This is a genomic window from Caballeronia pedi (assembly GCF_001544915.2).
In the GTDB taxonomy this organism is placed as follows: Bacteria; Pseudomonadota; Gammaproteobacteria; order Burkholderiales; family Burkholderiaceae; genus Caballeronia; species Caballeronia pedi.
Genome location: NZ_FCOE02000018.1, coordinates 110,139 through 129,928 on the forward strand (window position 1 = coordinate 110,139; position 19,790 = coordinate 129,928).

General features: G+C 64.0%; 21 protein-coding genes. 12 read left to right on the top strand and 9 right to left on the bottom strand.

Annotated features, from left to right (window positions below):
- The first annotated feature begins 61 nt into the window (after positions 1–61).
- Positions 62–1,588 carry a lysine--tRNA ligase gene (gene lysS / locus AWB80_RS24730; protein WP_061177287.1) on the top strand — a complete coding sequence of 509 codons (1,527 nt, stop codon included), beginning with the start codon at positions 62–64 and terminating at the stop codon, positions 1,586–1,588.
- A gap of 268 nt (positions 1,589–1,856) precedes the next feature.
- Positions 1,857–2,609 (top strand): glycine zipper 2TM domain-containing protein, encoded by a 753-nt coding sequence (locus tag AWB80_RS24735; protein ID WP_061177288.1) that lies wholly within the window; start codon positions 1,857–1,859, stop codon positions 2,607–2,609.
- Between the two features lie 81 nt (positions 2,610–2,690).
- Here AWB80_RS24735 and pssA read toward each other — a convergent pair whose 3' ends face one another.
- From pssA to AWB80_RS24760, 5 genes are all read right to left on the bottom strand, one after another.
- A complete protein-coding gene (gene pssA, locus AWB80_RS24740) occupies positions 2,691–3,557 on the bottom strand; it encodes a CDP-diacylglycerol--serine O-phosphatidyltransferase (RefSeq protein ID WP_061177289.1) in 867 nt (288 codons plus the stop codon).
- Positions 3,558–3,570: 13 nt separating this feature from the next.
- Entirely contained in the window at positions 3,571–4,215 is a 645-nt protein-coding gene (locus AWB80_RS24745; RefSeq protein ID WP_061177290.1) for a phosphatidylserine decarboxylase, read from the bottom strand.
- Positions 4,216–4,311: 96 nt separating this feature from the next.
- A complete protein-coding gene (gene ilvC / locus AWB80_RS24750) occupies positions 4,312–5,328 on the bottom strand; it encodes a ketol-acid reductoisomerase (RefSeq protein ID WP_035510019.1) in 1,017 nt (338 codons plus the stop codon).
- A gap of 67 nt (positions 5,329–5,395) precedes the next feature.
- Positions 5,396–5,887: an acetolactate synthase small subunit gene (ilvN, locus tag AWB80_RS24755; RefSeq protein ID WP_008341906.1), complete on the bottom strand. Its 492-nt coding sequence runs from the start codon at positions 5,885–5,887 to the stop codon at positions 5,396–5,398.
- Positions 5,888–5,995: 108 nt separating this feature from the next.
- Entirely contained in the window at positions 5,996–7,759 is a 1,764-nt protein-coding gene (locus tag AWB80_RS24760) for an acetolactate synthase 3 catalytic subunit (RefSeq protein ID WP_061177291.1), read from the bottom strand.
- Between the two features lie 410 nt (positions 7,760–8,169).
- Here AWB80_RS24760 and AWB80_RS24765 point away from each other — a divergent pair, with 410 nt between their 5' ends.
- The 10 genes from AWB80_RS24765 (at position 8,170) to AWB80_RS24810 (ending at position 15,353) form a co-directional block, all read left to right on the top strand.
- Positions 8,170–8,733: an RNA polymerase sigma factor gene (locus AWB80_RS24765; protein WP_061177292.1), complete on the top strand. Its 564-nt coding sequence runs from the start codon at positions 8,170–8,172 to the stop codon at positions 8,731–8,733.
- Positions 8,730–9,182: a DUF3619 family protein gene (locus AWB80_RS24770; protein WP_061177293.1), complete on the top strand. Its 453-nt coding sequence runs from the start codon at positions 8,730–8,732 to the stop codon at positions 9,180–9,182. The genes AWB80_RS24765 and AWB80_RS24770 overlap by 4 nt, the downstream gene beginning before the upstream one ends.
- Before the next feature lie 28 nt (positions 9,183–9,210).
- Entirely contained in the window at positions 9,211–9,972 is a 762-nt protein-coding gene (locus tag AWB80_RS24775) for a DUF3106 domain-containing protein (RefSeq protein WP_061177294.1), read from the top strand.
- Positions 9,973–10,004: 32 nt separating this feature from the next.
- On the top strand, positions 10,005–10,490 hold the full coding sequence (locus AWB80_RS24780; protein WP_061177338.1) for an RDD family protein: 486 nt from the start codon (positions 10,005–10,007) through the stop codon (positions 10,488–10,490).
- A 67-nt stretch (positions 10,491–10,557) separates the two neighbouring features.
- Positions 10,558–11,508: a UDP-2,3-diacylglucosamine diphosphatase gene (locus tag AWB80_RS24785; protein ID WP_096031989.1), complete on the top strand. Its 951-nt coding sequence runs from the start codon at positions 10,558–10,560 to the stop codon at positions 11,506–11,508.
- Positions 11,509–11,549: 41 nt separating this feature from the next.
- Complete coding sequence (locus AWB80_RS24790; protein ID WP_061177296.1) at positions 11,550–12,581, top strand: glycosyltransferase family 4 protein; 1,032 nt, start codon at positions 11,550–11,552, stop codon at positions 12,579–12,581.
- Complete coding sequence (locus AWB80_RS24795) at positions 12,578–13,144, top strand: diacylglycerol kinase (RefSeq protein WP_061177297.1); 567 nt, start codon at positions 12,578–12,580, stop codon at positions 13,142–13,144. The genes AWB80_RS24790 and AWB80_RS24795 overlap by 4 nt, the downstream gene beginning before the upstream one ends.
- A gap of 144 nt (positions 13,145–13,288) precedes the next feature.
- Positions 13,289–14,011 carry a TetR/AcrR family transcriptional regulator gene (locus AWB80_RS24800; RefSeq protein WP_061177298.1) on the top strand — a complete coding sequence of 241 codons (723 nt, stop codon included), beginning with the start codon at positions 13,289–13,291 and terminating at the stop codon, positions 14,009–14,011.
- Positions 14,012–14,596, top strand: coding sequence for an LOG family protein (locus AWB80_RS24805; protein WP_061177299.1), 585 nt, complete (start codon positions 14,012–14,014; stop codon positions 14,594–14,596). It abuts the gene before it with no gap.
- Positions 14,597–14,606: 10 nt separating this feature from the next.
- Positions 14,607–15,353: an SDR family oxidoreductase gene (locus AWB80_RS24810; RefSeq protein WP_061177300.1), complete on the top strand. Its 747-nt coding sequence runs from the start codon at positions 14,607–14,609 to the stop codon at positions 15,351–15,353.
- A gap of 17 nt (positions 15,354–15,370) precedes the next feature.
- On the opposite strand, the gene AWB80_RS24815 is transcribed toward AWB80_RS24810, so the two are convergent.
- The 4 genes from AWB80_RS24815 to AWB80_RS24830 form a co-directional block, all read right to left on the bottom strand.
- Positions 15,371–15,949: a DUF924 family protein gene (locus AWB80_RS24815; protein ID WP_061177301.1), complete on the bottom strand. Its 579-nt coding sequence runs from the start codon at positions 15,947–15,949 to the stop codon at positions 15,371–15,373.
- Between the two features lie 2 nt (positions 15,950–15,951).
- Positions 15,952–16,683: an alanyl-tRNA editing protein gene (locus AWB80_RS24820; protein ID WP_061177339.1), complete on the bottom strand. Its 732-nt coding sequence runs from the start codon at positions 16,681–16,683 to the stop codon at positions 15,952–15,954.
- Between the two features lie 118 nt (positions 16,684–16,801).
- Positions 16,802–17,224 (bottom strand): group II truncated hemoglobin, encoded by a 423-nt coding sequence (locus AWB80_RS24825; protein ID WP_061177302.1) that lies wholly within the window; start codon positions 17,222–17,224, stop codon positions 16,802–16,804.
- Between the two features lie 15 nt (positions 17,225–17,239).
- Positions 17,240–19,729 (bottom strand): ABC transporter permease, encoded by a 2,490-nt coding sequence (locus tag AWB80_RS24830; protein ID WP_425266882.1) that lies wholly within the window; start codon positions 19,727–19,729, stop codon positions 17,240–17,242.
- Between the last annotated feature and the right edge of the window lie 61 nt (positions 19,730–19,790).

Below are 19,790 nucleotides of genomic sequence, written 5' to 3' on the forward strand. Positions count from 1 at the left end.
GATATCCGCGCTTTCGTTTCATTCCGCCGCGCATTCGCCGCATTCAAAGCCAAGAATCATCATGACCGAACCGACTCAACCGGGCGTCGCTCCCGAACTGGAAGAGAACCAGATCATCGCCGAGCGGCGCGACAAGCTGCGCGCGCTGCGCGAGCAAGGCGTCGCCTATCCGAACGATTTCCGCCCGACGCATCAGGCCGCGGCGCTGCAAGGCGAATACGCCGAAACGGACAAGGACGCGCTCGAAGCGAATCCCCTGCCCGTCGCGATCGCCGGCCGGATGATGCTCAAGCGCGTGATGGGCAAGGCCAGCTTCGCGACGGTTCAGGACGGCAGCGGCCAGATCCAGTTCTTCGTGACGCCCGCCGATGTCGGCGCCGAAACCTACGACGCCTTCAAAAAGTGGGATCTGGGCGACATCATCGCCGCGAAGGGCGTGCTGTTCCGTACCAACAAGGGCGAATTGTCGGTGCGTTGCACGGAATTGCGCCTGCTCTCGAAGGCGCTGCGTCCGCTGCCGGACAAGTTCCACGGCCTCGCCGATCAGGAAACGCGCTATCGCCAGCGCTACGTCGATCTGATCGTCACGCCGGAATCGCGCAAGACCTTCATGGCGCGCACCAAGGCGGTTACGTCGATCCGCAATTTCATGTCGCAGGCGAGCTTCATGGAAGTCGAAACGCCGATGCTGCACCCGATTCCGGGCGGCGCGGCGGCGAAGCCTTTCACGACGCATCACAACGCGCTCGACATGCAGATGTTCCTGCGTATCGCGCCCGAGCTGTATCTGAAACGGCTGATCGTCGGCGGCTTCGAGCGTGTGTTCGAGATCAACCGTAACTTCCGGAACGAAGGCGTGTCGCCGCGTCACAATCCGGAATTCACGATGATGGAGTTCTACGCCGCGTACACCGATTACCGCTGGCTGATGGACTTCACCGAGCAACTGATCCGCCAGGCCGCGATCGACGCGCTCGGCACGGCGACCATCACGTATCAGGGCCGCGAACTCGATTTGAGCAAGCCGTTCCATCGGCTGACGATCAATCAGGCGATCCAGAAGTACGCGCCGCAGTACACCGACGCGCAGTTGTCGGACGCCGCGTTCCTGCGCACGGAACTGAAGAAGTTCGGCGTCGATACGACGCAGCCCGCTTTCCTCAATGCGGGTGTGGGTTCGCTGCAACTCGCGCTGTTCGAAGAGACGGCAGAGTCGCAACTGTGGGAGCCGACGTATATCGTCGATTACCCGATCGAAGTGTCGCCGCTCGCGCGTGCGTCGGATTCGGTGTCGGGCATCACGGAGCGTTTCGAGCTGTTCATCACGGGACGCGAGATCGCCAACGGCTTCTCGGAGCTGAACGATCCGGAAGATCAGGCCGCGCGCTTCCAGAAGCAGGTCGACCAGAAAGACGCCGGCGACGAAGAAGCGATGTTCTTCGACGCCGACTACATTCGCGCGCTCGAATACGGCATGCCGCCGACGGGTGGCTGCGGGATCGGTATCGACCGACTGGTGATGTTGCTCACCGACAGCCCGAGCATCCGCGATGTGATTCTGTTTCCTCATCTGCGTCGGGAAGACTGAGTTTTTCGTCTCAGCGACGAGCGAGAAAGCGCGCCCACTGCGGCGCGCTTTTTTTCGTCTGCAAGATTTTGTTGTAACCGCTGGTAAATATTTCAAGGTCGATGTGGCGTACGTGGCGTGCCAGCCTTGGCGGCGGTATCTGGCACCGGTCGTGCTTTTAATCAAAAGTGTCGATCTGCCGAAATTGTTACAAACCGGAAAAGCGAAAAATCCGGGTTTCCCACAGAATGAATAGAGCCGCAATTTGCCTCGCAATGGAGGTTCAAAAATGGATAACGGAACCAGCAAACTCAGCACGTCTCCCTCGTCCGGCGACGCTCAGCCGCAGCAGCGGCGCCTGCATCCGCTCGTCGCGACGGCGGCGGGCGCGGTGATCGTCGCGAGCCTGGTCGCCACGGCGGCGATGACGGGACTGTTCCCGAAGGCGTCGAGCAATGGCGCGCAGAATCCGCAGACGCAGACGGCGGCTGTCGCGCAGCAGCCGGTGGTGGATTCCGCCGCGCCGAGTCCGGCGCAGCCGACCGCGGCCCAGCAGCAGGCGGCTCAGCAACAGGCCGCGCAGCAGCAGGCGGCCCAACAACAAGCCGCACAGCAAGCAGCCGCCCAGCAGCAAGCGCAGCAGGCTCCGGCGCAGCCGCAACCCGCGCAGCCGTCGTATGCGCAGCAGCCGGCGCAACATCCGGCGTATTGCTCGACCTGCGGCACCGTCGAATCGATCTCGGCCATCAAGCAGGAAGGCCATGGAACGGGGGTCGGCGCGGTCGGGGGCGCGGTGGCGGGCGGTGTCGTAGGCAATCAGTTCGGACGCGGCGGCGGCCGCACCGCGATGACCCTGCTTGGCGCGCTAGGCGGCGGTCTCGCGGGCAATTCGGTCGAGAAGCATCTGCGCAGCGAAACCGATTATTCGGTGCACGTGCGGATGGAAAACGGCAAGACGCGCACATTCACGTACAAGAACCCGCCGCCGTTCGCGCAGGGTCAGCGTGTGCATATTCAGAACGGGACGTTGGTCGCGGGTTGATCGCTCGCGGAACCTCGAAGCAAAAAAGGCGGCAAACCTCTTCGGTTTGCCGCCTTTTTCTTTCGTGTGAACGCGCTCGCCTCAATGCTCCCGCTGCAAACTGCGCGCCGGATTCGGCCTGCCGCGCATCGCGAGATAGCCCCACCAGATATAGCCCGAAAAGCCATACAGCACGAACAGGCAGAACAGCATGACCGGCGGATCGGACGACACCAGCACGAACGCCACGACGATCAGCAGCACGCCCGCGAACGGCACGCGGTAACGCACGTCGAGCGCCTTGCCGCTGTAGAACGGCGCGTTCGACACCATCGTCACGCCCGCGTAGATGGTCAGCGCGAACGCGACCCACGGCAGCCATACGAGCTTGAGCGGCACGCGGTTATCGGTCGCGAGCCACACGAAGCCCGCGATCAACGCCGCCGCCGCCGGCGATGGCAAACCCTGGAAATAACGCTTGTCGACCACGCCGATGTTCGAATTGAAACGCGCGAGCCGCAGCGCCGCGCCCGAGCAATAGACGAACGCCGCGAGCCAGCCCCAGCGTCCGAGATCCTTCAGCACCCATTCGTACATCACGAGCGCCGGCGCGACGCCGAACGACACCATGTCCGAGAGGCTATCGAACTGCTCGCCGAACGCGCTCTGAGTATGCGTCATGCGCGCGACGCGGCCATCCATGCCGTCGAGCACCATCGCGACGAAAATGGCGATGGCCGCGATCTCGAAGCGCACGTTCATCGCCTGGACGACGGCGAAGAAGCCGCAGAACAGCGCGGCCGTGGTGAACGCATTGGGCAACAGATAAATGCCGCGCTTTCTCAGGAACTGCTGCCGTTTCGCACGCCGCGTTTCCACGGCGCCGACGTCCTGCGCGGCCTTGTTGCGGCGAAACGCGCGCGGAGGCGTCGCGGTTGCGCGATTACGGCGCGGTTTGAATGCCGCCATCGAGACCTCCGCGTTATTCCGCGAACTCGGCGAGGATCGTCGACGAAGCCGAAACCTTTTCGCCGATCGACACGCGCGGGCGGCTGCCGACAGGCAGATACACATCGACGCGCGAGCCGAAGCGGATGAAGCCGTAGCGCTGGCCGCGCGTGAGCGGCTCGCCGACATGCACGTAGCACAGAATGCGTCGCGCAATCAGCCCCGCGATCTGCACCGACGTCACGGTGTGCCCGCCCGCCGTCTGCAGCACGACCGCGTTGCGCTCGTTTTCGGTCGAGGCTTTATCGACGGCCGCATTCAGAAATGCGCCCGGAAAGTACTGCACCTTCGTGATGGCGCCGTCCACCGGCGAGCGTTGCGAATGCACGTTGAACACGTTCATGAACACGCTGATCTTGAGCGCTTCGCGGCCCACGTACGGATCGTGGGCGGTTTCGACCGCGACGATGCGCCCATCGGCCGGACACAGCACCGCGTTGGACTGGGTCGGAATCGGGCGGGCCGGATCGCGGAAGAACTGGACGACGAAAATCACGATCAGCCAGAAGATCCAGGCGAAGCCGAAGCCGCCCATCGCTTGCACGAGGATGGCAACGACAGCCGCGATGGCGATGAACGGCCAGCCTTCGCGGGCAATGATCGGATGAGGATAGTTCATGAACGGGTTCTGTGTTTTTGAAAACCGTAGGATAACAAAAGCCGCCCGGCGCACAGGGCTGCCGGACGGCTTTCGATATAGCAAAAAACGTGACGCTTAGTTCTTCGACTGGTCAACCAGCTTGTTCTTCGCGATCCACGGCATCATCGCGCGCAGCTTTTCGCCAACTTGCTCGATCTGATGCTCGGACGTCAGACGGCGGCGCGATTGCAGCGTCGGCGCACCGGCGCGGTTCTCGATGATGAAGCTCTTCGCGTATTCGCCGGTCTGGATGTCCTTCAGCACGGCCTTCATCGCCTTCTTCGTCTCTTCCGTGACGATGCGCGGGCCCGTCACGTACTCGCCGTATTCGGCGTTGTTGGAGATCGAATAGTTCATGTTGGCGATGCCGCCTTCGTAGATCAGGTCGACGATCAGCTTCAGTTCGTGCAGGCACTCGAAGTACGCCATTTCCGGCGCGTAGCCCGCTTCCACCAGCGTTTCGAAGCCGGCCTTGATCAGGTCGACGGTGCCGCCGCACAGAACCGCTTGCTCGCCGAACAGGTCGGTTTCGGTTTCTTCACGGAAGTTCGTCTCGATGATGCCCGCGCGGCCGCCGCCGTTCGCCACTGCGTACGACAACGCGACATCGCGTGCCGAACCCGACTTGTCTTGTGCAACGGCGACCAGGTGCGGCACGCCGCCGCCCTGGCTGTACGTGTTGCGCACAGTGTGGCCCGGCGCTTTCGGCGCGATCATGATGACGTCCAGATCCGCACGCGGGATCACCTGGCCGTAATGGATGTTGAAGCCGTGCGCGAATGCGAGCGCAGCGCCTTGCTTGGCGTTGTCGTGCACTTCGTTCTTGTAGACCTCGGCGATCTGCTCGTCGGGCAGGAGCATCATGACGACGTCGGCGCCCTTCACGGCTTCGGCCACTTCCTTCACCTTGAGGCCCGCGTTCTCGGCCTTGCTCCACGATGCGCCGCCCTTGCGCAGACCCACCGTCACGTTCACGCCGCTGTCCTTCAGGTTGAGCGCGTGTGCATGGCCTTGCGAGCCATAACCGATGATGGTGACTTGCTTGCCCTTGATGAGGGAGAGGTCGGCGTCCTTGTCGTAGAAAACTTTCATGGTGGTTCCTTGAGTCCTGATGCGTTGAATGGTTGCGCTACTTTGCTGCTATTTGATGAGGAAGGCGTCAGACCTTGAGAATCCGCTCGCCCCGGCCAATGCCGGAGCTGCCCGTGCGAACGGTTTCGAGGATCGCCGTGGCGTCGAGCGCCTGAATGAACGCGTCGAGCTTGTCGCTCGCGCCGGTCAGTTCCATCGTATAGGTCTTCTCGGTGACGTCGATGATGCGGCCGCGGAAGATATCCGCCATGCGCTTCATTTCTTCACGTTCCTTGCCGACCGCCCGTACCTTGATGAGCATCAGCTCGCGCTCGATGTGGGCGCCCTCTGTCAGGTCGACCACTTTCACCACCTCGATCAGGCGGTTCAGGTGCTTCGTGATCTGTTCGATCACGTCGTCCGAGCCAATCGAGACGATGGTCAGCCGCGACAGCGAACTGTCTTCGGTCGGCGCCACCGTCAGCGTTTCGATGTTATAGCCGCGTGCCGAAAAGAGCCCGACGACGCGCGATAACGCGCCCGGTTCGTTTTCCAGCAAAACGGAGATGATGTGTTTCATGTGTTTTTCCCGAATGTGTCCAGAAGTGGCCTTCGTTCGAAAAACCCGCGCGCGACGCTCGTCCTTTGTGAAGACAGGCGCGCGCGAGCCTCGCGAGACAAAGCCGCGTTATAGATCCTCAGACCCGAGCAGCATTTCCGTGATGCCTTTGCCTGCCTGCACCATCGGGAATACGTTTTCGGTGGGATCGGTCTGGAAGTCGAGAAATACGGTGCGATCCTTCAAACGCAGCGCTTCCTTCAGCGCCGGCTCGACGTCCGCGGTCTTTTCGACACGAATGCCGACATGGCCATACGCTTCAGCGAGCTTCACGAAGTCGGGCAGCGCGTCCATGTACGAGCTGGAATAGCGCTTCTTGTATTCGATCTGCTGCCACTGGCGCACCATGCCGAGATAGCGGTTGTTCAGCGAAATGATCTTGACGGGCGTGTTGTACTGCTTGCACGTCGAGAGTTCCTGAATGCACATCTGGATGGAGCCTTCGCCCGTGATGCACACCACTTCGTCGTCCGGGAAGGCCATCTTCACGCCCATCGCCGCCGGCAGGCCGAAGCCCATCGTGCCGAGGCCGCCCGAGTTGATCCAGCGGCGCGGCTTGTTGAACGGATAGAACTGCGCCGCCCACATCTGGTGCTGGCCGACGTCGGAACACACGAACGCCTCGCCGTCGGTCAGCTCCCAGAGCTTCTCGACGACGTACTGCGGCTTGATGATCTCGCTCTTGCGGTCGTAAGCGAGGCAGTCCTTCGAGCGCCAGCCTTCGATCTCGTCCCACCACGTCTTGAGCGCCTGCGTGTCCGGGCCGTGCTCCGCGTGCTGAAGCTGCTCGATCAGTTCCTTCAGCACTTCCTTCACGTCGCCGACGATCGGGATATCGACCTTCACGCGCTTGGAAATGGAGGACGGATCGACGTCGATATGAATGATCTTGCGCGGCGACGACGCGAAGTGCTTCGGATCGCCGATCACGCGGTCGTCGAAGCGCGCGCCGATCGCGATCAGCACGTCGCAGTTCTGCATCGCCATGTTGGCTTCGTACGTGCCGTGCATGCCGAGCATGCCGAGGAACTTCTTGTCGGACGCGCGGTAGCCGCCGAGGCCCATCAGCGTGTTGGTGACGGGATAGCCGAGCAGATCGGCGAACTGGTTCAGCTCGCGCGATGCGTCCGCGAGAATGATGCCGCCGCCGGTATAGATGTACGGGCGCTTCGCCGACAGCAGCAGTTGCACCGCCTTGCGGATCTGGCCCGAATGGCCCTTCGTGACGGGGTTGTACGAACGCAGCGACACGCTCTTGACCGGCTCGTACTTGCACGGCGCCTTCGACACGTCCTTCGGAATGTCGATCAGCACGGGGCCGGGACGGCCGGTACGCGCGATATAGAACGCCTTCTTGACGGTTTCGGCCAGATCGCGCACGTCCTTCACGAGGAAGTTGTGCTTCACGCACGGACGCGTGATGCCGACGGTGTCGCACTCCTGGAAGGCGTCGAGGCCGATGGCCGCGGTGGGCACCTGGCCGCTGATGACGACGAGCGGAATCGAATCCATGTAGGCCGTGGCGATGCCGGTGACGGCATTGGTGACGCCCGGGCCCGAAGTCACGAGGCACACGCCCACGTTGCCGGTCGAGCGCGCGTAGGCGTCGGCGGCATGCACGGCGGCCTGTTCGTGGCGCACGAGAATGTGCTGGATCTGGTCCTGCTTGTACAGCTCGTCGTAGATGTAGAGTACCGAGCCGCCGGGATAACCCCAGATGAATTCGACCTTTTCGTCAGCGAGCGCGCGCATGAGCACGGTGCCGCCGATGGAGTCAGCTTCGTGAGGAGGAGTGGTATCCGACGTGGAGAATTCCGCGCTAGGCATGTTCATTCATCACCTTTCGAATTTTCGGCAAAAAATTGATTGGGTGCTCTCTACCGGGCTTGTGGCTCGGGTTCAAGCGGCGCGTCTAGGTTTGGCAGGCAAACTTCTTGGGCTCGCCTCAAAGCAGACATTTCACTGATGATGCGAGTCAGAAAATGTAACAGTGGCGTGCGCGGCGGGTCAAGCAAAAAGTTTCCGAATGCGCCGATGGCGCGGTATTCCGTGCCGCCGCGCTTGAAAGCCACTTGCAAGCGCAAGCTGTCGAAGGCATGGCTATTTGACCGAACGCACGTCGTCAACGGCAACAAAACCTCTCAATTTGTCCGGATGCCGCGAAACTTTGCTAGGATTCGCAGGTTTTCCTCGAACCTCACGATCCCTTTCGACGCAAATTCGTTGCGCCGGGTCCCCAACGGATGGCATCAGACAAGGAACTCGCCGATTTCCTGGCGGGCGTCGAAAGACGCGCGTTCAAGCAAACCGTGTACACCGTTCGCGACGACGACGCGGCGCTCGACATCGTGCAAGACGCGATGATCAAGCTGGCGGAAAAATACGGCGACCGCCCGTCATCCGAGCTTCCGCTCCTGTTCCAGCGTATCCTGCAGAACGCGACGCACGATTATTTCCGTCGCCAGAAGGTGCGCAACACCTGGGTCAGCCTCTTCTCGTCCTTCGGCAACGCCGACGACGACGAATTCGACCCGCTCGAAACCTTCGAATCCGAGGACGGCGCGGCCGGCAGCGAAAGCAGCGAGAACAAACTGGAGCGCGAACAGGTATTGAATCTGATCGACGCCGAAATCCAGAAACTGCCTGCGCGTCAACGGGAAGCGTTTCTCATGCGTTACTGGGAAGACATGGATGTCGCCGAGACGGCCGCCGCGATGGGGTGCTCCGAGGGCAGCGTGAAGACGCACTGTTCACGCGCCACGCACACTCTCGCACAAGCCCTGAAAGCAAAAGGGATCACGCTATGAGTTCCGTTCTTGAAACGAAGGAAAACGAGTTCGCGCTGAAGGTCGTGCGCGCGCTCGACGAAAACACATCGAATATTCCGGCTGCCGCCGTCGACCGGTTGCGCGATGCGCGCCGCGTCGCGATCGCGCGCAAGAAGCCGGAGAAAGTGGCCGTCACGATGGCCGCGCCCGCCTTCACGCCGGCGTTCGCCGGCGCCGGCGGCACGCTCACGGCGGGCGAGCCCGGAGACGATCATCGTCCGAAGGGGCTGCTCGCGCGTCTCGGCGGGCTGGGCCTCGCCTGGCCGCTCGCGGCGCTCATCATCGGGCTGGCGGGCATCGCGTACTGGGAAGATCAGCAGCGCAAGGCCGAACTCGCCGAAATAGACGCGGCCATGATGAGCGACAGCCTGCCGATCGACGCCTATCTCGATCACGGTTTCAACGCGTACCTGACGCGCAATCATTAAGCACTGAATACAGCGGGGGAATTTTCGGGTGAGTTACAAGCGCGGTCTCGCGATTGGTTTTGGTTGCGCGATTGCGGGTCTGGTTGCGTTCGCCGCGACTTATCCGCGCTTTTATTCAACCGCCGCAGCGCCTTCGGCCGCCGCTGCGCCCAGCGGCGTTTCGGGCGCTGCCGCCGATTCGAACGCCTCGCCGCTGTCCGCGCTGTCTTCCGCAAGCCCGCTCGCCTGGAGCCGTCTCACGGAAGCGCAGCACGCCGCGCTCGCGCCTTTCGCCACACAATGGGATTCTTTCTCCGACGAGCGCAAGCAGAAGTGGCTAAAGATCGCGTCACGCTTTCATCGGATGTCGCCTGAGGCGCAGAAGCATCTGCATCAGCGCATGGAGGAATGGGTGCGCCTCACGCCCGACCAGCGCAAGGTCGCGCGCGAGAATTATCAGGTTTCCAAATCGGTTCCGCTGGAAAAGCGTGAAAAGGCGTGGGACGCGTATCAAAAGCTCTCCGAAGAACAGAAGAAGAAGCTTGCCGCGAGCGAACACGTGCGCCGGCCGACCGTCGTTTCCGCGCCGCCCACGGGCAAGACCGAAGTGAAGGACATCAACCGCCTCGTCGCGGCGCGCGAGCAGGGGCACGCCTCCGGACACGCGGAAGGCGGATCGGCCGCCGCACCCGCCGCGCCGGTTTCCGGCGTGCCGATGCAGCCCGCCATTCCCAACGCCGCGAGCATCGTGCCGGCCACGCCGATTCCGGTGTCGCCGCAGCAGGCGCCCTCGATGTACAACGGCTCGTGAGCGCGCAGCCGGCAGTGCCCAGCGTCGACCCGATGCGCGCGCCCACGCTGCGCCGCCGCCTCGCAACGATGCTCTACGAAGGCGTCATCCTGTTCGGCGTGGTGTTCCTCGCCGGCTATCTCTTCAGCACGCTCACACAGCAACGCAACGGCCTCACAAATCACAACTGGCTGATGTCGTGGATCGGCATCGTGCTCGCGGCCTACTTCGTGTACTTCTGGACACACGGCGGCCAGACCCTGCCGATGAAAACCTGGCGCCTCAAGGTCGTCGACACGCACGGGCAACCGCTCAGGCCCGGACGCGCGCTCGCGCGTTACGCCCTCGCGTGGCTGTGGTTCCTGCCACCGCTCGCGCTGCATCCGCTCTTCTCCCTCGCCGTGCCGCAGACGCTCGCCGTCTTCGCGGCATGGGTCGCGCTGTGGGCCGCCGCCGCGCGGCTCGATCCGGCGCGTCAATTTCTTCATGACCGCCTCGCCGGGACGCGCATCGTCGCCGCGCAACCTGTTGTCAAGTAATAAGAACTTCTCGTGACTGTCACGGCTCGGTCACGGCCGCATGGCGCAATGCGCATACCGAAACCCGATGCGCGAGCCAATGGCCTTCAACCCGTCAGCCCCGCCCTCTCCTTTCAGCCTTAGCCACGACGAACCACGCACCGGTCCCTTCGCACTGCGATCCGAGTCCACGGAGTTCTCCGAGTCAGCGTCCACCGGCGCGCCCGTCCATCGCGACGAGCTCGCCGATTCCGGCGATGCGCCGCAGCGCTATCGCACGATCTGGCTCTCGGATATCCATCTCGGCTCGGGCGGCTGCCAGGCGAACTATCTCCTCGATTTCCTGCGTCATCACGAGTCGGAGTATCTGTATCTCGTCGGCGACATCATCGACGGATGGCAGTTGCGCAAGGGCTGGTTCTGGCCGCAGGCGCACAACGACGTCGTGCAGAAAATCCTGCGCAAGGCGCGCAAGGGCACGCAGGTCGTCTTTATCCCCGGCAATCACGACGAAGCCGCGCGCCAGTTCTGCGATCTCGCGTTCGGCGACATCCACGTGCGCGGCGAAGCCTTCCACACGACGCTCGCGGGCAAGCGTCTGTGGATCGTGCACGGCGACCTCTTCGATGGCGTCATCCAGCACGCGAAATGGCTCGCCTATCTCGGCGACACCGCCTACACCGCGATCCTGCTGCTCAACCGCTGGTTCAATCGCGTGCGCACGAAGTTCGGCTTCAACTACTGGTCGCTGTCGCAATACCTGAAGCATCAGGTGAAGAACGCGGTGAACTTCATCTCGCAGTTCGAACGCGTGATGACCGACGAAGCGCGCCGCCGCGGCTGCGACGGCGTCGTGTGCGGTCACATCCACAAGGCCGAGATCCGCGATATCGACGGCATTCTCTACTGCAACGACGGCGACTGGGTCGAGAGTCTCTCCGCGCTCGTCGAGACCCATGACGGCGAACTGAAGATCGTCTACTGGACCGTGATGCGCTCGCAGGACGCGCGCGTCGGCAAAGCGCGCGCGACTGTCTGAGCTCTGCAAGCCCCACCCCACCACGAACGGGACGCAAGCCTATGAAAATCATGATCGTTACCGACGCATGGGAGCCGCAGGTCAACGGCGTCGTGCGTACGCTCACGCAAACCACCAAGGAACTCATCGCGCTCGGTCATCGCGTGGAGTTGCTCACGCCGCTCGAATTCAGAACCATCCCCTGCCCGACCTATCCGGAGATTCGGCTGTCGCTGCTGCCGGGCCGGCGTGTCGCCGAGCGTATCGACGCATTCGCGCCGGATGCGCTACACATCGCCACCGAAGGGCCGCTCGGGCTCGCCGCGCGCTCGTATGCGCTGCGTCACAAGCTGCCGTTCACGACCGCGTATCACACGCGCTTTCCCGAATACGTGAACGCGCGCTTCGGCATTCCGCTCGCGATGACGTATCGCTTCCTGCACTGGTTCCACAAGAACTCGCAAGCGGTGATGGCGCCGACGCCCGTCGTGAAAAGCGATCTCGAACGCTACGGCTTCACCAACGTCGTGCTGTGGACACGCGGCGTCGATCTCGACATCTTCCATCCGATGGAATCGAAGGTGCTCAACACCGCGCGGCCGATTTTTCTGTATGTCGGGCGCGTGGCGGTCGAGAAGAACGTCGAGGCATTTCTGAAGCTCGATCTGCCCGGCTCGAAGTGGGTCGCGGGCGAAGGTCCGGCGCTGGCGGAGCTGAAGTCGCGCTACACGAACGTCAACTATCTCGGCGTGCTGTCGCAGCCGGAACTGGCGAAGGTCTATGCAGCGGCGGACGTCTTCGTGTTCCCCAGCCGCACCGATACCTTCGGCTTGGTGCTGCTCGAAGCGATGGCCTGCGGCACGCCGGTCGCGGCGTATCCGGTGACGGGCCCGATCGACGTGCTCGGCGCGAACGGTCCGGGCGCGCTTCACGACGATCTGCGCGAAGCCTGCCTGCACGCGCTAAAGATCGAGCGCGCGGACGCCCGCGCGTGGGCCGAACGTTTCTCGTGGCGCGCCGCATCGGAGCAGTTCGCGTCGCATCTGCGGCAGTTCGGTCCGCGCGCCGCGAGTTCCGACCGGGCGGCCGCATGACGCGACGCGCCGTCGCGCAGGAGCGGGCCGAAGCGAATGCGCGCGCCGGAGCGTCCGCGGCGGGCCGCGCGCGCGATCCCTTCGACGACGACCCCGAAGATATCGACGGAACCCCTGCGCAACCGGCCGAGCCGCTCGGCCCAGACGACCTGCCCTTCAATCCGTACAAGGGCAACCGGGGCTTCACGCGCGCCTGGCACGCGATGAAGAATTCGCTGTACGGCTTTCGCGTCGCGATCCGCGAGGAAAGCGCGTTTCGCCAGGAGCTGACGCTCGCTGCGATCCTGTTGCCGTGCAGCCTGTTCGTGCCGGTCGCGCCGGTCGAGCGCGCGGCGCTGATCGGGTCGGTGCTGCTGGTGCTGATCGTCGAACTGCTCAATTCGAGCGTCGAGGCGGCCATCGACCGCATTTCGCTCGAACGTCATGAACTGTCGAAGCGGGCGAAGGATTTCGGCAGCGCCGCGGTCATGGTCGCGCTCGGCGTCTGTGTGATCACATGGGGCCTGATTTTGTGGCCGCTTGCATCCCCGCTTGCATCCGTCTGGCTCGCGCGTATCTTATAAACGAGAACGGCCGCGCGCAAAGCCCGCAGCCGTGCCGCCGAACGACCGGTTTATAATCGTCCGACATTCTCAAAAATAGCAACTGAAGCGGCCGCGCGAGCGCTCATCCCGAGTCCCCGCAGCCCGCTGCCAAGGTCGGACGACATGGAAGCCAAACCACCCCGCCGCACCCGCGAACGGATACTCGAGCTGTCGCTGAAGTTGTTCAACGATATCGGCGAGCCGAACGTCACCACGACGACGATCGCCGAGGAGATGGAAATCAGTCCAGGCAACCTGTACTACCATTTCCGCAACAAAGACGACATCATCAACAGCATCTTCGCGCAGTTCGAGCAGCAGATTCAGAAGCGTCTGCGCTTTCCGGACGATCATCGCCCGACGATCGACGAGATGTGGTCGTATCTGCAATACATGGCGGATTTCCTCTGGACTTACCGCTTCCTGTATCGCGACCTGAACGACCTGCTCGCGCGCAACCGCACGCTCGAAACGCACTTCAAGCAGATCATCACGCACAAGGTGCATTTTGCGAGCCAGTTGTGCGAGGCGCTCGTCGCCGATCAGGAAATGATCGCGACGCCCGACGAGATCAAGGTGATCGCGACCAACATCGGCGTGATCGCCACGTACTGGCTTTCGTACCAGTACGTGATGAATCCGCGCAAGTACAACGATCAGGAAGCGATCCGGGCGGAGCTGCATCAGGCGAGCCTGCACATCATCTCGATCATGGCGCCGTATCTGCGCGGGCGTTCGCGTCAACTGTTCGACGACCTCGTATCGGGTAAGCTTCCGAAGCGCGAATATGCGGACTTTTTGCCTCCGCGCGACGATGCAAAGACCGAAACAAAGGATTCCAGATAAATGAAGGCAGTGTGTGTGTATTGCGGCTCCTCGAACGGAGCCCGCCCCGTCTATGCGGAAGCGGCCAAGGCGTTCGGCCGCGCGCTGGTTGAGAACAACCTCTCGCTGGTCTATGGCGGCGGCCGTGTCGGCCTGATGGGTCTGATCGCCGATGAAGTGCTCGCCGCGGGCGGACGCGCGGTCGGCGTGATTCCCGAATTGCTGCTCGCGAAGGAAGTCGGCCATACCGATCTCACCGAACTGCACGTCGTGCCCGACATGCACGAGCGCAAGAAGAAGATGGCCGATCTCTCCGATGCGTTCGTCGCGATGCCTGGCGGCGTCGGCACGTTCGAGGAGTTTTTCGAGGTCTACACGTGGGCGCAGCTCGGCTATCACCAGAAGCCGGTCGGCCTGCTCGACGTGAACGGCTACTTCGATCCGCTCCTGGCGATGCTGCGGCATACCGTCGAGGAAGGATTCATGCGCGAGCCGTATCTGGATCTCATTCAGGTCGCCGCCGAGCCCGCCGAGATGATCGCGAAGCTCGTGGCTTACGAGCCGCCCACGCACGACAAATGGTCCGAAAAACGCAACGCCGTCTGAGGAACAGCGCATGTCCAAAGTCATCCTGATTACCGGTGCGAGCCGCGGCATCGGCCGCTCGGCTGCGGTGCTCGCGGGCGGGCGCGGCTGGTCCGTCGGCGTGAACTATGCGTCGAATGCAGCCGCCGCCGATGAAACCGTCGCGGCGGTCGAGGCCGCTGGCGGCAAGGCCATCACCATTCACGGCGACGTGAGCGACGAAGCCGCGATCATCGCGATGTTCGACGCGACCGAACAAGCCTTCGGCAAGCTCGATGGCGTCGTGAACAACGCGGGCATCGTCGCGCCCGGCTCGAAGCTCGCGGATATGGACATCGCGCGCATGAAGCGCATCTTCGACATCAACGTGCTCGGCGCGTATCTGTGCGCGCGCGAGGCGGCACGGCGCATGTCGACTTCGCGCGGCGGCAAGGGTGGGTCGCTGGTGAACGTTTCGTCGGCGGCGGCGCGGCTGGGCGGTCCCGGCGAATATGTGGACTACGCGGGCTCCAAAGGCGCGATCGATACGCTGACCATCGGGTTGTCGAAGGAACTCGGGCCCGAAGGCGTGCGCGTGAACGCGATCCGCCCCGGGCTCATCGATACCGACATCCACGCGAGCGGCGGCAAGCCGGATCGCGCGCACGTGCTCGGCGTGCAGACGCCGATCGGGCGCGCGGGCACGGCCGATGAAGTCGGCGAGTCGATCGTGTGGCTGCTGTCGGATGCGTCGTCGTATGTGTCGGGGGCGGTTCTGGACGTGGCGGGCGGGCGATAGCGTTCGCGACGGCGGGCTCAAAACCCGCCGTGCTTCGCCAGCCACGCTTCCTCATCGGCCAACAATTCCCGCCCGAGAATCCGGTTGCGATGCGGAAAGCGCCCGAAGCGTTCGATCACCTCCGCGTGCTCCAGCGCCGATTCGTAGAAACTCGTAACGCCCGTCTCGTCTTTTAGTTTTCCGAAGAGCCGCAACGACTCCCGCTGGCTTTCGGGCGTCTCATCGTGCTCGAACGGCATGTAGGCGAACGCGCGATGATACGCGCTCGGCAAACGCATGTCGTCGCCCCGCTCGACCAGCATCTTCGCCAGCGCAAGCGCGCGAGCATCGCCCGCAAATGCGCGCGGCGTATTCCGGTAGCAGTTGCGCGACAGTTGATCGAGCAGCACGATCAACGCGAGCGTGCCGAGCGGCGTGCGTTCCCAATCGTGCAATCCGCCTGCGTGCGCCGCTTCGAGCAGCGCGCCGAACCGCTCGGCAAGCAGCGAATCGAAAGCGCGCTTCTTCCGCCACCACAGTTTGCGATCCGTCCCGAACTCCGCAGAACCCGGCTCGCCGAACCAGAGATCGAGCACCGCCTGCGCGCGCGGGTCCATGCTCAGACCAGTTCCAGCACGAGCCGCCGCGTGCGCGCGCTCTTCTTCTCCAGCTTCGCGATGCGCAGCGTGCCGATCTCCCCCGTATTGCGCACATGCGTGCCGCCGCACGGCTGCAAATCCACGTTCTCGATGCGCAACAGGCGCACGCGGCCGAGGCCCATCGGCGGTTTCACGCTCATCGTGCGCACGAGTTCGGGGCGCGCGGCCATTTCGTCGTCGGTGATCCATTCGGTCTGCACGTCGTGCGCGCCGCCGATCAGCGCGTTCAGCTTCGCTTCGACGGCCTCGCGTTCGATCGGCTCGACCGTCGCCAGATCGAGGCGCGCGTAATCGGTGGTGATACTGCAGCCGTCGACTGGAAACGGCAGCACCGCGCAGATCAGATGGCTCGCCGTATGCAGCCGCATATGCCGATAACGCCGCGCCCAGTCGATCTCCGCGCTCACCGTGTCGCCGAGGGCGAGCTTCGCGAGCGCGTCGTCCTGTCCCGGCGCCGGCACATGCACCGCGTCGTCCGGCGTCGCGCCTTCGAACTTCGCCTTGCGCGTATCGGCGATCGCGATGACCGTGCCGTCCGCCAGCGTCAGCGTGCCCGCGTCGCCGGCCTGCCCGCCGCCGAGCGGATAGAACACGGTCTGATCGAGGTGAATGCCCTGCTCGTCGATGGCGGTGACGGTCGCGGCGCAACGCGTCAGATAGGCGTCCTCGCGAAAGAGTGCGCGTGTACTCATGTCGGTAATCCTGGCTGTATTCGGGGATGCGGCGCGCTCGATCACGTCGATCACGCGCCGTCAGCCAGACATGATGCAGCAGTTTCCCGCCCGCTCGCCCGATACAAAACGCAGCGTTTCAACCGGGACGGTTGCGCATCCAGTCGGCCGTATCGAAGAAAGATGTCAGAAGACGCTCGCGCACGGATTCTTCGATGCCGACATCTTCCATCGCCCAGGCCATGCAGCGCAGCCATTGATCGCGCTCGGTCGACGCGATCGCGAACGGCAGATGCCGCGCCCGCAAGCGCGGATGCCCGAAGCGGCTGATGTAATGATCCGGGCCGCCCATCCAGCCGCACAGAAACCAGAACGTCTTGTCGCGCGAATTGTCGAGCGTCGGCGGATGCAGCGCGCGGATACCCGCGAACTCGGGCTCGAGATCCATCAGGTCGTAGAAACGGTCGACCATCGCGCGCAGGCGTTCCTCGCCGCCGATCAGTTCGAAAGCGGTCGGCTGTTGGGCTTCGTCGCCGGAAGGCGATTGAGTTGCTTCGGTCATGGCTCGAACAAGAAATTACGCATCGCGCAGGGATTGCAGCGCCGGGCGCGCCAGCACGCGCCGCAGGCTCAGCCAGCCGCTCAAGGCCGCGCACGCGATGCCCGCCACGATGCCCGTGGGCAAGAGCCACGGGTTGAAATCGATATGAAACTCGAACACGCGCGCCGCGAGCACGTAGCCGATGCCCTGCGCGCCGAGCGCCGCCATCAGGCCCGAGAGCGCGCCCACGGCGACGAACTCCGCCACCTGCACCGCGCGCACCTGCTTGTGCGACGCGCCGAGCGCGCGCAGCAGCGCGGACTCGCGCACGCGTTCGTCGCGCGTGCCGGCGAGCGCCGCGTACAGCACGAGCACGCCCGCCGCGAGCGTGAAAAGGAACAGGAACTGCACCGCGCCGATCACCTGCGCGAGCGTGCGATGGATCTGCGCGAGAATCGGCGCGATATCGATGGCCGTCACGTTCGGATAACGCGCGACGAGGCCGTCGATCACGCGCTGCTCCTGCGTCGGCAGATGAAAGCTCGTGATGAAGGTCGAGGGAAGATCGGCGAGCGCTTCGGGCGGCAGCAGCACGAAGAAGTTGACCTTGAACGAATTCCAGTCGACCTTGCGGATACTCGTCACGGGCGCTTCGACCGGCAGACCGGCGACGTCGAAACGCAGCGTATCGCCCATCTTCACGCGGATCGTCTTCGCGATGCCCTCTTCGATCGACACCTGCGGCTTCGCGTCCCGGCCGAACCACGCACCTTGCGTCACGCGATTGTCGCCGGGCAGTTCGGTCGTGTAGGACAGGTTGAATTCGCGATCGACGAGGCGCTTCGCGTCGGCTTTGTCGTAGTCGTCCGGATTCACCGGATGGTTGTTGATGGCGACGAGACGCGCGCGCACCATCGGCGAGAGCGCGGCGTCGGGCTGGCCGTGCGTGTGCAGATAGTCGAGCACGCCCTGACGCTGATCCGGCTGAATGTCGATGAGAAACTGATTCGGCGCGTCCGGCGGCGTCGCGTCGCGCCAGCCTTTGATGAGATCGTTGCGCGTCATGCCGATGAGCAGCAGGCACATCAGCCCGATGCCGAGCGCGGTGATCTGCAGCGCGCTCGATCCGCTGCGCCGCTCCAGCGACGCGAGCGCATAACGCCAGCCGACGCCCGCGCGGCTCTTTTCGCGGCGCACGAAGCGCGCCGCCGCCCACAGCGCCGCGCGCGCGATCGCGCCGAACACGAGCAGACCCGCCGCGAAACCGCCCGCGACGATGCCGCCGAGCTTCAGTTCGCCCGCCGCGAGAATCAGCAGCGCCGCGAACAGCAGCACGCCGACGCCATACGCCGCATGCGCGACGCGCTGCGCATCGCCCAGTTCGCGGCGAATCACGTGCACTGGCGGCACGCGCGTGATCGGCAACAGCGGCGGCAGCGCGAAGCCGAGCAGCAGCACGAGACCCATTGCGATGCCTTGCAGCGCCGGCCATACGCTCGGCTGCGGCAACTCGACATCGACGAGCGAGCCGAGCCAGTTCAGCAGCACCAGATGACCGCCGAAACCGAGCACGACGCCCACCGCGCTGCCGATCAGACCAATCGCCAGGAATTCATGCAGAAAGAGCGCGCGCAGCGTGCGCTGGCTGACGCCGAGACAACGCATCGCGGCGCAGCCGTCGAGATGCCGCCGCGCGAAGCGATGCGCGGCCATCGCGACCGCGACCGCCGCGAGCAGCGCGGTCAGGAGCGACACGAGCGTGAGGAAATGGCCCGCGCGGTCGATCGTCTGGCGCACCTGCGGCTGGCCGTCGGACAGCGACTCCAGCGCGACGCCGCGCAGCTTGCCGCCATCGGCTTTCTCGCGCGCGAACTTCGCGAACTGCTCGACTTGGCGGGCGGGACCGGCGACGAGCAATCGATACGTCACCCGGCTGCCATAGCCGATGAGGCCCGTGCCCGCGATTTCGTCGGCGCGCATCATCAGGCGCGGCGAAAAGTTGACGAACGAGAAGCCGCGATCCAGTTCGCGCGTGATGACGCCCGCAACCGTGAACGTGCGCGTGCCGACCTTCACGGCGCCGCCGACCTGCGTCTTGAGCGCGTCGAGCAAGGCGGGATCGACCCAGACGGTGCCGGGCGCGGGAATGCCGTGCGCGGGGGCATCGGCGGCGTCGATGCCCGGCGCGATGCGCAGCGCGCCGCGCAACGGATAGCCCGGCGTCACGCCCTTGATCGCCGCGAGCCGCGAGGCCGGCTGCGCGGACGTCGAGCTGATCATGCTGGGGAAGATCGTCGTGTTCGCCGTGTCGAGCCCGAGCGACTTGGCCTCGCTCGCGAACATCGGATCGACGGGATGATCGGCGCGCACGATGAAATCGGCGGCAATCATCTGACGCCCGTCGCGCGCGAGCCCCTGACGCATGCGATCGGAGAGAAAGCCGACGCTCGACAGCGCCGCCACCGCCAGCACCAGCGCGAGCAGCAGCATCGTGAGTTCGCCCGCGCGCCAGTCGCGCGCGGTCATGCGCCATGCCTGGCGCACCGTCTGCGTGAATCCGAGTTTGATGGTCGGGTGCGAATGCCCT

Excerpts from the sequence above, each read along its gene's own strand:
- lysS (WP_061177287.1), top strand. The coding sequence starts at position 62 with ATGACCGAACCGACTCAACCGGGCGTCGCTCCCGAACTGGAAGAGAAC.
- AWB80_RS24735 (WP_061177288.1), top strand. The coding sequence starts at position 1,857 with ATGGATAACGGAACCAGCAAACTCAGCACGTCTCCCTCGTCCGGCGAC.
- pssA (WP_061177289.1), bottom strand. The coding sequence starts at position 3,557 with ATGGCGGCATTCAAACCGCGCCGTAATCGCGCAACCGCGACGCCTCCG.
- AWB80_RS24745 (WP_061177290.1), bottom strand. The coding sequence starts at position 4,215 with ATGAACTATCCTCATCCGATCATTGCCCGCGAAGGCTGGCCGTTCATC.
- ilvC (WP_035510019.1), bottom strand. The coding sequence starts at position 5,328 with ATGAAAGTTTTCTACGACAAGGACGCCGACCTCTCCCTCATCAAGGGC.
- ilvN (WP_008341906.1), bottom strand. The coding sequence starts at position 5,887 with ATGAAACACATCATCTCCGTTTTGCTGGAAAACGAACCGGGCGCGTTA.
- AWB80_RS24760 (WP_061177291.1), bottom strand. The coding sequence starts at position 7,759 with ATGAACATGCCTAGCGCGGAATTCTCCACGTCGGATACCACTCCTCCT.
- AWB80_RS24765 (WP_061177292.1), top strand. The coding sequence starts at position 8,170 with ATGGCATCAGACAAGGAACTCGCCGATTTCCTGGCGGGCGTCGAAAGA.
- AWB80_RS24770 (WP_061177293.1), top strand. The coding sequence starts at position 8,730 with ATGAGTTCCGTTCTTGAAACGAAGGAAAACGAGTTCGCGCTGAAGGTC.
- AWB80_RS24780 (WP_061177338.1), top strand. The coding sequence starts at position 10,005 with ATGCGCGCGCCCACGCTGCGCCGCCGCCTCGCAACGATGCTCTACGAA.
- AWB80_RS24785 (WP_096031989.1), top strand. The coding sequence starts at position 10,558 with ATGCGCGAGCCAATGGCCTTCAACCCGTCAGCCCCGCCCTCTCCTTTC.
- AWB80_RS24790 (WP_061177296.1), top strand. The coding sequence starts at position 11,550 with ATGAAAATCATGATCGTTACCGACGCATGGGAGCCGCAGGTCAACGGC.
- AWB80_RS24795 (WP_061177297.1), top strand. The coding sequence starts at position 12,578 with ATGACGCGACGCGCCGTCGCGCAGGAGCGGGCCGAAGCGAATGCGCGC.
- AWB80_RS24800 (WP_061177298.1), top strand. The coding sequence starts at position 13,289 with ATGGAAGCCAAACCACCCCGCCGCACCCGCGAACGGATACTCGAGCTG.
- AWB80_RS24805 (WP_061177299.1), top strand. The coding sequence starts at position 14,012 with ATGAAGGCAGTGTGTGTGTATTGCGGCTCCTCGAACGGAGCCCGCCCC.
- AWB80_RS24810 (WP_061177300.1), top strand. The coding sequence starts at position 14,607 with ATGTCCAAAGTCATCCTGATTACCGGTGCGAGCCGCGGCATCGGCCGC.
- AWB80_RS24815 (WP_061177301.1), bottom strand. The coding sequence starts at position 15,949 with ATGGACCCGCGCGCGCAGGCGGTGCTCGATCTCTGGTTCGGCGAGCCG.
- AWB80_RS24820 (WP_061177339.1), bottom strand. The coding sequence starts at position 16,683 with ATGAGTACACGCGCACTCTTTCGCGAGGACGCCTATCTGACGCGTTGC.
- AWB80_RS24825 (WP_061177302.1), bottom strand. The coding sequence starts at position 17,224 with ATGACCGAAGCAACTCAATCGCCTTCCGGCGACGAAGCCCAACAGCCG.
- AWB80_RS24830 (WP_425266882.1), bottom strand. The coding sequence starts at position 19,729 with ATGACCGCGCGCGACTGGCGCGCGGGCGAACTCACGATGCTGCTGCTC.